The sequence below is a fragment of the Clostridium sediminicola genome (genome assembly GCF_050402865.1).
Taxonomy (GTDB): domain Bacteria; phylum Bacillota; class Clostridia; order Clostridiales; family Clostridiaceae; genus Clostridium_AF; species Clostridium_AF sediminicola.
On the sequence record NZ_BAABMF010000013.1, the window covers coordinates 46,628 to 59,613 of the forward strand.

Annotated in this window: 12 protein-coding genes; 8 read left to right on the top strand and 4 right to left on the bottom strand. The window is 29.4% G+C overall.

Annotation, left to right across the window (positions count from 1 at the left end; genetic code table 11):
• Positions 1–11: 11 nt before the first annotated feature.
• The 4 genes from ACQ3F0_RS18470 to ACQ3F0_RS18485 all read left to right on the top strand — a co-directional run bounded on the left by ACQ3F0_RS18470 (position 12) and on the right by ACQ3F0_RS18485 (position 3,821).
• A complete protein-coding gene (locus tag ACQ3F0_RS18470) occupies positions 12–830 on the top strand; it encodes a YitT family protein (RefSeq protein ID WP_428866974.1) in 819 nt (272 codons plus the stop codon).
• A gap of 202 nt (positions 831–1,032) precedes the next feature.
• A complete protein-coding gene (locus tag ACQ3F0_RS18475) occupies positions 1,033–1,968 on the top strand; it encodes a DMT family transporter (RefSeq protein ID WP_428866976.1) in 936 nt (311 codons plus the stop codon).
• Between the two features lie 57 nt (positions 1,969–2,025).
• On the top strand, positions 2,026–2,955 hold the full coding sequence (locus ACQ3F0_RS18480) for a DMT family transporter (protein ID WP_428867108.1): 930 nt from the start codon (positions 2,026–2,028) through the stop codon (positions 2,953–2,955).
• 182 nt (positions 2,956–3,137) lie between these two features.
• Complete coding sequence (locus ACQ3F0_RS18485; protein WP_428866977.1) at positions 3,138–3,821, top strand: YczE/YyaS/YitT family protein; 684 nt, start codon at positions 3,138–3,140, stop codon at positions 3,819–3,821.
• 108 nt (positions 3,822–3,929) lie between these two features.
• Here the strand turns inward: ACQ3F0_RS18485 and prfH are convergent, their stop codons facing one another.
• The 4 genes from prfH to ACQ3F0_RS18505 form a co-directional block, all read right to left on the bottom strand.
• The gene (prfH, locus tag ACQ3F0_RS18490; RefSeq protein WP_428866979.1) at positions 3,930–4,562 is read right to left on the bottom strand and encodes a peptide chain release factor H; all 633 of its coding nucleotides are present in this window, start codon (positions 4,560–4,562) and stop codon (positions 3,930–3,932) included.
• A 3-nt stretch (positions 4,563–4,565) separates the two neighbouring features.
• Positions 4,566–5,663, bottom strand: coding sequence for an RNA ligase RtcB family protein (locus ACQ3F0_RS18495; protein ID WP_428866981.1), 1,098 nt, complete (start codon positions 5,661–5,663; stop codon positions 4,566–4,568).
• A gap of 282 nt (positions 5,664–5,945) precedes the next feature.
• Positions 5,946–8,042 (bottom strand): FtsX-like permease family protein, encoded by a 2,097-nt coding sequence (locus ACQ3F0_RS18500; protein ID WP_428866983.1) that lies wholly within the window; start codon positions 8,040–8,042, stop codon positions 5,946–5,948.
• Positions 8,029–8,784 carry an ABC transporter ATP-binding protein gene (locus ACQ3F0_RS18505; protein WP_428866984.1) on the bottom strand — a complete coding sequence of 252 codons (756 nt, stop codon included), beginning with the start codon at positions 8,782–8,784 and terminating at the stop codon, positions 8,029–8,031. The genes ACQ3F0_RS18500 and ACQ3F0_RS18505 overlap by 14 nt, the downstream gene beginning before the upstream one ends.
• Positions 8,785–8,949: 165 nt before the next feature.
• Between ACQ3F0_RS18505 and ACQ3F0_RS18510 the strand changes: the two genes are divergently transcribed.
• The 4 genes from ACQ3F0_RS18510 to ACQ3F0_RS18525 all read left to right on the top strand — a co-directional run bounded on the left by ACQ3F0_RS18510 (position 8,950) and on the right by ACQ3F0_RS18525 (position 12,959).
• Complete coding sequence (locus ACQ3F0_RS18510) at positions 8,950–9,660, top strand: LytR/AlgR family response regulator transcription factor (RefSeq protein WP_428866986.1); 711 nt, start codon at positions 8,950–8,952, stop codon at positions 9,658–9,660.
• Positions 9,661–9,694: 34 nt separating this feature from the next.
• Positions 9,695–10,945, top strand: coding sequence for a sensor histidine kinase (locus ACQ3F0_RS18515; protein WP_428866988.1), 1,251 nt, complete (start codon positions 9,695–9,697; stop codon positions 10,943–10,945).
• 148 nt (positions 10,946–11,093) lie between these two features.
• Positions 11,094–11,564, top strand: a complete 471-nt coding sequence (locus ACQ3F0_RS18520) for a sigma-70 family RNA polymerase sigma factor (RefSeq protein ID WP_428866990.1) — start codon at positions 11,094–11,096, stop codon at positions 11,562–11,564.
• 75 nt (positions 11,565–11,639) lie between these two features.
• A complete protein-coding gene (locus ACQ3F0_RS18525; RefSeq protein WP_428867110.1) occupies positions 11,640–12,959 on the top strand; it encodes a DUF4179 domain-containing protein in 1,320 nt (439 codons plus the stop codon).
• The last annotated feature ends 27 nt before the right edge of the window (positions 12,960–12,986 follow it).

Genomic DNA, 12,986 nt, shown 5'->3' on the forward strand with positions numbered 1-12,986 from the left:
TAGGATTAATTTTGCTAGGCAATACAATTTATGCTTTGGCAGTAACCATGTTCATTATTCCGAATGGTTTGATTACTGGAGGAACTACAGGATTAGCATTGCTAGTTTATCATCAGCTGGGTATTCCTATTACAGCGTTTGTTTCTATTTTCAATATTAGCATGTTTGTCTTAGGAGGAGCAGTTTTAGGAAGGGCTTTTGCCCTTACAACACTAATTAGTACCTTTTATTATCCAGTTATTCTTGGTATTTTTCAGAAGACTTCTCAATTACAGAATATGACTTCTGACCATCTACTTTCAACAGTTTATGCAGGTATTATGATTGGCTTAGGCATTGGAATCGTAATAAAAGCTGGAGCATCTACTGGGGGAATGGATATTCCACCGCTGGTATTAAATAAAAAAATGGGTTTTTCTATTTCTATAGTAATGTATGGTTTAGACTTTTGCATTCTGTTAGCTCAAATGTTTTTTGCAAACAAAGAGCAGGTTCTTTATGGAATTTTGTTAGTATTAATCTATACAGTTGTTCTGGATAAAGTATTGCTACTTGGTGAATCTAGCACGCAGGTGAAAATTATTAGTGAGAAATATTTGGAGATAAACAAGATGATTATTAATCGTCTTGATCGAGGTTCTACTTTAATTCACGCTGAAACAGGCTATTGTCACAATAAAAATTTAGTTGTCCTCACTGTAATCTCAAACCGTGAACTTCCTAAGTTGAATAATCTTGTTCATTCTATAGATCCTAAAGCTTTTATGATAATTAACCGTATTAATGAAGTAAAAGGACGTGGATTTACTATGGACAAGTCTTATAAATAGAAAAAATCTGCACTGAATCCACTAGGCAATCTAGTGGTTTTTTATAAATAATATCAACTTTATTTTAAAAAAACTACAAGCTATATGATATAATATTCATAGCATGAAAATTGTAGAAAAAGTAAAGTTTACCATAGAATAAAAATGACTTAAAATATAGGAAAGTAAGTTAATAATAGTTATTTATTTAGGAGGATATGAAATGAAAAAGAAGGGAATATTTTTAGTGGTAATAGCTTGTTTCTTTTGGGGAACCATGGGAATTACAAGTAGAAATTTAGATATTGTAGGGCTAGATTCTTTTACAATAGCTTTTTTTAGAGCAGCAATTGCAGGAATAGTTTATTTATTATTTGTTTTAAAAAGGGATAAATCTTTACTTAAAACAAATAGAAAAGATTTAATATTTTTTTTCATATATGGAATAGTTGCATTAGGATTTAGTTTTATTGGATATAGTTTAGCAGTATCAAGAATTCCTATAGCTGTTGCAACGGTATTACTTTTTACTAATCCAATTTGGGTTATCATAATAAATAGGATTTGTTTCAAGGAGAAAATTAAAATAAAAGAATTAGTAGCAATAGTGGTAACTATTTTTGGATGTATGCTTATAGTTAAGTTGTTTGATTTAAAAGCCACCCAATTAGATATGGTTGGAATATTGGTGGGAATGTTTGCAGGAGCAGCCTTTGCTCTTCAAATTGTTTTGCCTAAATTTCATAATACAGGATATAAAAAAGATACATTGTTAGTATACGGATTTATGTCTGCAACAATCTTCCTAAGCTTTTTTGTTGATTTCAAAGGGTTGATAACTAGTGTAACTAATTATAATAACTTAGGATTTGTGATATCAAATATATTAGCTATTGCACTGCTAAGTACTTTTATATCAAATGTTGCTTATGTAAAAGCCACTGATTATATAGATACTAGTTTAATAAGTATATTAGTTTCTTTAGAGATTATTGTAGCAAGTATCTTTGCATATTTTATATTCAATGAAACACTTGAAAGCTCTCAGTTAGTGGGTATGGGAATTGTAATATTTGCAGTTATCATGTTACAAGTAGATATTAAGTTTAGTGAATTTTTTAAAAAGAGTCAAAAAGTACACATTAAAAAACTGAATTAATAAACTCAAAAACAAAGTTAATAGCATCTGGAGTGATATAAAATGAGTAAAAATATAGTGAAATTTCAACCAAGGCTAAAAGGAATAATACTAGTAATTATAGGCGCCATGTTATGGGGAATATCAGGTACTGTTGCTCAGTACCTTTTTCAGAACAAAGGATTTAGTCCAGAATGGCTTGTTGTAATTCGGCTATTAGTATCAGGGCTAATTTTATTATTATATAATCTTATGAAAGGTAACGAAGATATATGGAAAATCTGGAAATCTAAATCTAATGGTTTTAGTCTTATACTCTTTAGCATTATAGGGATGCTAGGTGTTCAATATACATATTTTGCTGCTATTAAATATGGAAATGCAGCAACAGCCACAATACTTCAGTATTTATCACCTGTGATAATTACTTGTTATTTAGCTATTCGTACTAAAAAATTCCCAAGTTTACAAGAAATTATAGCTATTTTCTTAGCGATGGTAGGTACGTTTTTTATCATTACAAAAGGTAATATTCACAGCATATCTATTTCTAAGTTAGCGTTGTTTTGGGGAATTTCCTCAGCTTTTGCAGCAGCTTTCTATACATTACAGCCTCGGTCTCTTCTTAATAAATGGGGTTCTTCACTTGTAGTTGGATGGGGAATGCTTATTGGTGGAATAGCTTTTAGTTTTATCCATCAGCCTTGGGATATTACAGGACAATGGTCTATTACTTCAATATTTGCTGTTACGTTTGTAGTATTATTTGGAACTCTCATTGCTTTTTATTGTTATTTGGAAAGTTTAAAATATATACAACCAACGGAAGTAAGTGTACTAGCTTCTGCTGAACCCTTATCAGCAGCTTTTTTATCTGTATTATGGTTACATGTTCCTTTGGGTATGTCACAATGGCTAGGAATAGTATGTATCATAATTACAATTATTATTTTGTCTCGTGCAAAAAAACAAGATAGTATAAGCCTTTCATCGTCTGATATAATTTAGAACTGTTTCAGATACTAATCTTACTACTTACATAAAAACGCTAATAGAATTAAGCCCTTTGGAAAAAAAGTTCCTGTTCATTCAAAGGTCAAGGGTATAAAAAAAACTAGGATAGTGATAAAATGATAAATAGTGGTTTAATATTTGATATTAAATTAGATATTTATATGGAGGAACTAATTATGAAATGGGCGAAAAAAGTATTTATTTATGTTTTGGGATTTTTTATATTGGCAGTTGGTATAAATATTTCAAAGCTAGCAGGACTTGGTATTTCTCCAGTTAGCTCGATTCCTTATGCTTGTGAGCTTATTTTTGGTATTGAATTAGGTAAAGCTACTTATATAATATATATAGGATTAATATTATTACAGATAATTTTATTAAGAAAAGATTATAAAATAAGAAATTTATTGCAGATTGTATCTACTTTTGTTCTTGGCACTTTTATAACATATACAGGAAATGAGTATTTATTGTTCTGGTTGCCTGAACCATCTACTTATATTTTGCAATTAGTATATTTATTAATAAGCATAGTTGTTATCGGTATAGGTGTTTCATTATATCTTTGCTCAAACATCATGATGCTTCCAGCAGAAGGTCTTTGTGGTGCTATAGTACAGGTAAGCAAAGATAAGTTAAACTTTGGTAATGCAAAAGTTTGCGTTGACAGCGGCATGGTTATAATTTCAGCAATTCTATCTATTATATTTTTGGGAAAACTTACGACAGTAAGAGAAGGTACAATTTTAGCTGCTATTCTTGTTGGAAAAGTTGTGGGTTTCTTTTTAAAGAATTACAGAAAGAAAATTATTGATTGGTTTGATATTGATTTGTTTAAAAAGGTTGAAGTAGAGGTCTAATAAAGCCAAATAGATTCTAATTCAGGTTGAACTCTGTATAGGAGAGTGCAAAAAGCTGCCGTCGTTTGTGACAGCAGCTTTCTAACTATATATGCATTTGTTTAACTCTTACTTTGTTTTTTGTTTTGTTTCTTTAAATTCTATCCCTTTAAAAACCCTAATAGGGTCACCTCTTTTGATATCTTGATGTTTTCCCCATCTGCTTTTATTCATTTCTAAAATTTTATTATCATTTATTTCTTCTAATTTTTTGTGGAGTCTAATCATAGCAATCTTTTTATTTTGAAGCTGACTTCTTTCTTCTTGAGATTTTGCCACAATACCTGAAGGTAAATGAGTTATTTTAACTCCAGTTTCAAGCTTATTAACGTTTTGTCCGCCGTTACCACTACATCTCATGGTTTCAATTTTAATTTGTTTCAAATCTAAATCCAAAGATTTCTTTTCTTCATAGACTTCTACTTCAATAAACCAGTTCTTCCTTTTATGATTCTTTCGATAGGGACTTTGACAGATCCATTGAAGAGTTCCTTCAATAGAACTTGCGTAGCTTTCTGCACATTTTCCACTTAATCTAAGAAACACTGATTTTATTGTATCCTTTTTCTCGCCTTGAGTGTAATCTAAAAGTTCTACTTTTATATTTTCTTTTTGGCATTCTTTTTTCAATTTTCGAAGAAATAAAAAAACAAATCTACAACATTCTACAGGTGCTTGCCCTGCACTTATTTGTAACCACATAGCTTAAACCTTGTAAGTAATTAGAGGTTCTAAGCTAGCTATAAGCTTAATCATTTTAGCATTTAGCATATCCTCAATTACTTTTTCAATATTTTTATAAGCTTCTGGGGCTTCTTGATATAAAAGGCTTTTATCTTTACAAATAACACTAGAGTTTAGATTATTTAATCTTACATCTTTTTTAGAATATATCCTTAAAAGTTTTTCTTTACATGAAATTCTATTCCACTTTCGACCTGCGCCATGAGCAATAGAGTATGCAAACTCATGAGGATTACCTATAGGCTGAACAATATAAGACTTTGAACCTCTAGAACCAGCAACTACAACATACCCAACATCTGAAGGTGCTGCTCCTTTTCTGTGAACATAGATTTTTTCGCCATTAACAACCTTTTCAGTTAGGCTATTATGCTCACTGTTAAGTAGTTTAGAGTATTTATCTTTATTTAGATAACTCATTAATCTATAAGCTACAAGCTCTCTATTTAATCTTGAAAATTCTATAGCTGTATTATGAGTACTCATATATTCCTGAAAAGCTACACTTCCTACCTTCAGTCCATTTTGGCAAGAGTATTTATCAATAAACATCCTTAATATATGCTCTCCAAAACTTCTTGAACCACTGTGAACAAGTAACATGATTTTGTCTTTTTCTAGATTAATATTTTTCACGGCTTCTTCATCAAAGATTTCTTTAACCTTTTGGAATTCAGCAAAGTGGTTCCCGCCACCAATAGTTCCTAATTTATTTTTAAAAGTATATTCTGTTTCATTTCTAATATCACTGATATCAATATCATCTAAGCTATCTAGCTTCTTTAGTTTTTCAATTACCTTTGATTTTTTGAATTTCCTTTCTTTTATCCCAGTAGAAAATAGAGTCATTCCACATCCAATATCATTACCAATTAAATGAGGATAAATTATACCCTTAGTAACAAAACTAGCTCCTACAGGAGTTTTTCCAGGATGTAAATCAGGCATACCTACAGCCTGAACCATACCTTCTAACTTCGCAACTTTTTCTAGCTGCTCTACAGCACTACTTTCAATCCATGATTTTTCACTTCTGATTATTTTTATTTCTGTTGTCATATTCTCTCCTTAAGAGTCGGCTTAAGAATTAGTTGAAGTTATTCTTAAACGATCTCTTTTATTAATTTTAAAATTTTTGTTTTCGGAGTTAGCGAGAGAATTTATCAATAATTCACAATAACTGTGAATTCAAAATTGTGCATTGTGAATTATCTTCTATTTCTCACCTTATTATTTTTCAACATAACTATCACGTCCTCTCAATTTCTTTGACACAAATATATTTTACCATTTAAAATATATTTTTCAACACAAAGAAATTATCCTTCTTGCAAAATATACTTAAATTCCAATGATATTTTTAACTTTCTTAAAAGATAATCTATAAATAAAATATATAAATAAACTTACTAAAAGAATAATAACTAAATTAATACCAAGACCAATGCATTCACTTTCAGTTATATTACTGCTATTACCGTACAATATCATAAGGTAGAATAGAAAAATTGAAACGCTACCTACTAAAGTTGGAATAAAAAATATTTTTTTTAGCTGTGTTTTTATACATTTTGAGATGTAACTATTATTTGCACCTAGTTTTTTTAAATCATTGAAAAAGACTTTATTGTTAATGGCAATAGTTATACTTCTTGTATACAAAATTATAGCTACAGCAGCAAAGCAAACTATTGCAATATAAATAAATAACATAAGAAAAACAGCTGCATTTTTTATAATGTCTTGACGGTTTAAAACACCAAACGAAGGGTAATACTTCCAGTCTATAAATAGTTGATTATTATCTGAATTTAATTTAATATTTTTATCTTGATGATAGACCTCATCACTTTTAATGGCCAATTCTTTTTTATATTCATCATAATAAGGTGAAACAGCAACATCGTTGGAGCTTCTGTTTATGATTTCACCCTTTAATTTGTTTGCAAAAGCATAAGTTTTGTCTGGGTTTTTTACATTAAAAAGTACAAAATTCTCAAAGTTTTCTTTAGGTAGATGGATATTATATTCTTTGTAATCTTCATCTGATATAACATACTTTGTTGTACCTTCCTTAACAAAGGGTTGAAAAAGTATTGTTCCTTTATTTTTCATTTCTTTTGAAGCATTTGTAATAGGGTGAGTTATTTTATTTAAATCATCATACTTCTCATAAATAGATTCTGCGCTTTCAAATCCCAAAATAGTTAGATATTCACCTGAGTTTAATTTAACATTTTGTGCAGAAACTTTATTGAAATCACTTTCACTAAAAAATTCGCTATAACCAATCTTATCTATATACTGGTAAGATATTTTCCTGTTATCCATAAAGTGAACTTTAACTCCATTTACTATTAGTGAGATTGATGGAACTTCATTATAAGAAATAATATTTACTTTATATTTGTTTGCCAAGGAGTATATTTCATCTTTTTTTATTTGATTTTCTGTCATTTTGTAATGAAAAGAATAATCAATTGGATTTTTATCTATAGAATAAAACAAACCTGATATTATTGAAGGAGCATAAAAGGAGGCGAATAATGCTCCGCTGATTAATAAGCATATTACACACATAGTTCTTACAGTTTGTTTTCCCATGAATTTCATCATACTTTTTGGAATAATATTTTTGTAATATTTTCTTTTATTTTTACCTTTTTTATTATGAATAATGGCATAGGTAACAACCATATAAAAACCAACTACAGAAAGCAAAAAAGTGAAACTCCAAATTGGAGGCATTATATAATCAAAAATCTTTATTACCAATTCAGGTACTCCATAACCTAGAAGTAATCCCATAATTATAAAAAAACTACCAACTATACCATACCAAGGTTTTATATCTTTTACTATCTCACATTTTCTATGTTCATTTAAGGTATTCATAACATCACTATGGTTAATAAATTTCCACCCCATAATGAAAGTACACATGGTAACAAATAGAGAAAAAATAATTCCTAAAATAATACCAGTCCAGCCAATATGGTACACCATTTCTTTTGTATCTATTATAAAAATCTGGAATAATTTCCATATCCCAAAAGATACTGGAATGCTTAATATTAAACCAATAGTAGAACAAATAAATGTAATAAGTAAAAGTTCAGTAAAAAGGATATTTTTAATTTGAGATCTTTTTGCACCTAAAGCAAGAAGTATTCCAGTTTCTCTATTTTTATATTTAAAAAAAAGTGATGATGCATATGTGGTAAAAAATCCACACCCAACTATTGCTATTGCAAATATTAAGTAGGCTTGTTTATTACTATCGCCATTTGAGGGCAATATATCTTGAACTGTTGGACTTAAAAACATTACAGCATAAGAAGTAATAAGAACAATGGATAGTATTATACAGAAAATTAGCAAATAATAATTTTTAATGTTTTTTGAACGAAGCTTTGAGTATATATTATTCATGGTCATTTATATCACCACCTAATTCTTTTAATGTTTTTAGTAACAAATCGAGGAATTCACTTCTATTGGTTTCTTTTTTTAGTTCCTTATATATTTTTCCATCTTTCATAACAATCACTCTATCGCAGAAACTTGCAGAAAAACTATCATGTGTCACCATAAGTATTGTAGCTGAAAGTTTATTTTTAGCTTGAATAAATGCATCTATTACAGTTTCGCTTGATTTACTGTCCAAATTACCTGTTGGTTCATCAGCCAATATTAAAAAAGGATTGTTTATCAATGCTCTTGCCACGGAAGTTCTTTGCTTTTCGCCTCCTGAAACTTCAGTAGGATATTTATTTTTTATATGAGAAATGCCAAAAATATCACATAATTTATTTGTAGCAGCTTCCATAGAAGTCACCTTTTTATCAGCAATAATTTGAGGGATACATATATTTTCAAATATTGTAAGTCCATCAAGAAGCATAAAATCTTGAAATACAAATCCTAGTTTTTTATTTCTAAGTCTAGCCAAGGAACTTTCATTCAAATTTGAGATATTATTTTCATTTAGCAATATTTCCCCTTCATCAAAAGAAGTAAAACAGGAGATGCAATTTAACAATGTAGTTTTACCACTGCCTGATGAGCCCATAATTGCAACCAATTCACCTTTATGTACTTGAAAAGATAATCCTTTTAGAACATCATATTTAATATTATTCGTACTATAGGATTTATATAAATTTTTTACTTTCAACAAAATGATAACCACCTTTCAGTTTTACTATTAAAATAATAACCTGAATCCTATATTAATATAATCACTCAGAATGTAATCTATGGTAGTGTTTTTGTAATATATGGTTTAACTTTATGAAAATATGATGTCAAGCCATATGTTATAATGTGGAAGGAGGTGCTTAAATTGATTAGTATTTGTATATGTGATGATGAAAAAATGCAAAGGAAGGACCTTAAATCTATTATTAGTATGCAATTTCAGCTTAAAGGTATAGAATTTTCAGTTGTTGAGTATGAAAATGGGGAAGATTTGCTATCAGTAATTCGGAAAGATAGAAATTCTTATGATATTATTTTTCTTGATATAGAAATGAATAAAATAAATGGAATTGAAACAGCAAGACAAGTTAGGCTTTTAAATGATACAGCAATTATTATTTTTATAACTGGTTTTTCTGATTATGTATTTGATGGTTATGAGGTAAAAGCATTTAATTACGTAATGAAACCTTATAGACAAGAAAAGATTGTTGATGTTTTGTTTAAGGCTTTAAAACAAGTTTACAAGGAACAAAATGATTTTTTTATGGTTCAATCAAGCAGAAATGCATATAAAATCAATTATAATGATATCATTTATTTTGTAAGTGATAAAAGAAGGATAAAGGTTATAACAAGTGGAGAAAATATTTATGAATTCTATGAAAAGCTTGATGATATTGAAAAAAAATTGCCTCAGTTCTTTGTGAGAATACATCAACGATATTTGGTTAATTTAAATTTTGTATTATCTATTGAGAATAACTTTATAGAGATTAAGGATGAAAAACTTCCTATTAGCAGAAGAAGATATCAAGATGTAATGATTTCTTTTGCTAAAACTATGCTTATGTAAAGATAGAATTTTGTCTACAGGGGGGGATACTAGTTTGGATTTGTTTAAGATTATTTACTTTTATGCTTTTGCAATTATAGGATATGCTTTATCAACAATAAGCTTTTATAAAGTAATAAACTGTTTTGTTGATGTAAAAGAGAAGAAGATATTTAAGGTAATTGCTTTTGTAGGATTGTCTTCAGTGGTAACTGTAATTATATATGTAGATGACATGGTGAATGTGTCATATGCTCTTATTGGTTTCATAACTATTATGGTTATGTGCTATGTGGGTAGTATTATTAAGAAAATATCTGTTGTTATGGTTTTATATCCTATTGTAGTTTCAATCAATTTCTTGTTTAAAAAAATTAATTTAATAGAGGCAAAGCAAAATTATATTTTATGGATTTTTCTATTAGCTATTTTCTGGTTATTTGTTTATAAAATTATGAAAAGGAAAATTCTATATGCCAAACAATATATTAATGATAAAACCTGGGTGCTAATAGATATAATATGCTTTGCTCCCTTTATTTCTATAATATTAACAATAGTTTGGACAAGACATAATGAGCAATATAAAGCTTATTTAATAGCAGTGGTGTGCATTATTTCTAATATTGGGGTTATGTTTCTTATAAAGTATATAGTTGAAAGTGTTAGAATCAGACTAGTTAATCAAAATTATAAATTACAGTATGATTATTATAAATCGTTGGAAGAAAAGCAGGTTAAAATAAGGAAAATATATCATGATATGAATAACAATCTACAACTAGTAAAAACATTTATTAATAATAAAGATATTGAGGAAGCAAAATTATTTTTTGAAAAATTAATAAAAAAATCTACTTCTCATGGAAGCAAAACCTTTTGTAAGAATGGTATAGTTAATGCAGTTTTGAATAATAAATATGATTTAATGGTTCAAAATAAAATCAATACTAATATTAACATATCAATCGATAATATTAGTATTGATGATATGGATATATGCTCAATATTTGCTAATACACTTGATAACGCAATAGAAGCTTCATTAAAAATAGAAGATATTTCAAAACGAAAAATCACTATAAAAGCTCGGACATCTAAAGGATATTTTAGCTATTCAATTTCTAATCAAAAGATCAATGATGTTTTAGTTGAAAAAGGATCTATTATATCAAGCAAACAAGCTAAAGAAACTCATGGATATGGACTACAAAATGTAAGAGATATTGTGAACAAGTACAATGGTACCATTGATATAAATTATAATAGTGAAGAATTTTCATTAGTAATGATAATAAAGACATGATTGAAATGAAAAATAAAATGTAAAATATATATTGCACATTGATTTTATTTAAATAAATGTGCAGTTTTTATATAAAAAATTAAATCAAAATACATAGTTTGTTTATCTAATAATTAGAAGGATTATCCAAAGCGAAAGGAGTAAAATAATGGACAAAAAAGAATTTGCCCAGCGTATTGAGGCTATCAAAAAGCAATTATATAAAACGGCATATTTATATCTGGGCAATGAGACAAGTGCCATGGAGGCTGTAGATGAAAGTATTTATAAAGCTTTTAAAGCATTAAAAAACCTTAGACAACCCCAATTTTTTAATACATGGATTACTCGTATTCTAATAAATGAATGTAAAAAAGAGCTAAAGCATCTTAAACGGATCAGTACAAAGGAACATCTACCCATTGAAAAACATGTGGAAGCAAGCTATGATGATTTGCCACTAAAGGAAGCAATAGCAAAATTAAGTGAGGAGCTCAGATGTGTTGTGATTTTGCGTTATTTTTCCGGTTACACCCTTTCGCAAACAGCTAGGAGTCTTGATATTCCGCAGGGAACGGTGGTAACAAGGCAACGTCGTGCATTAAAGCTGCTCAAACTTGAATTATCGGAGGAGGAATGAAAAGTGAGTAGAAATGAAGAATACTTTACATTAATTAAGGAGCTCGATAAGACACCCCCACAGCTAGAATATACTATGCAGCGAGTTGAAGCAAAACTTAAAACAGAACAACGTCGCCGTATTTTCACTTTATCTGGAACTAGTGTGGCTTCCTTTTTGATTGCTTTTATTTTGCTTGTCAATTGTTTTCCTACTTTTGCCTATGCCTGTGGTAGAATACCGCTAATAAAAGAACTTGCACAATTGGTAGCGTTTTCACCATCACTAAGTGCTGCAGTTGAAAATGAATATGTGCAGCCTATTGAGATAGAACTAACCCAAAATGGTATTACAGCAAGAATAGAATATGTAATTGTAGATCAAAAGGAGTTAGACATATTCTATTCGTTAGACTCGGACCAATATACTGCAATGGACGCAACTCCAGAAATTAGAGCTGCAGATGGTTCGGCACTTGAGGGATATTGCATTTCATCGGGTAACTGTGATACAACTAATGGAGAGTTAAATCACATTACAGTGACTTTTGTTGAGGAGGATATGCCAGATAATATGGTTTTGACACTACAAGTAAATGATAATGGTACTTGGGAAGATACGGCAATAGTAGAGGATGAAATGCTGGAAGAGGATGAATATAAACAACCAGATTATATCAGTGAATTTACTTTTTCACTTGAATTTGACCCATACTATACCGCTCAGGGTGAAGAGTTAACCTTAAACCATAAGTTTAAAATTGATGGGCAGATACTCTCTTTGGAAACAGCAGAAATATATCCAACCCATATACGACTAAATTTTTTAGATAACGAAGATAATTCTGCATGGTTAAAAAGTCTTGAATTTTATATTGAAAATGAGAAAGGACAGCGCTTTGACAAAATTGCTAATGGTATAACTGCAACAGGTTCTGTGGATTCACCTATGATGAGGTCACACCATTTGGAAAGTTCTTTTTTCTCCAAAAGCCAAAGCCTTACCTTGCACATTACTGGCGCTACTTGGTTGGATAAGGATATGGAAACAGTAAAACTAGACCTTACAAAGCTTAATGCAGAAAAACTTCCTAAAGGGGTGACTTTTGCAAATGCAGAACGTAAGGGAAATGATTGGTTACTTACATTTGAAGCAAAAGAAGAAGCAGAAAATTCTTCATATCAAATTTGGAATCAAGAGTACTATGATGAGCAGGGAAATAAATACGACTATAACAGATGGTCAACTCACAACGGTAGTTCATGGGATAAGAATAAGCAACAGTTTGTGGAGAAACCAGGTATATTTCAAGTGGAGATTACTTTGAAAAATTACAGTTTTGATACGGTTTATATGTCACCATCTTATTCACGTAAGGTAGAATTTACAGATTCCATTGATATTGATGTAAAATAAATTTTTACTATAAGGGTTAGGGGTGCT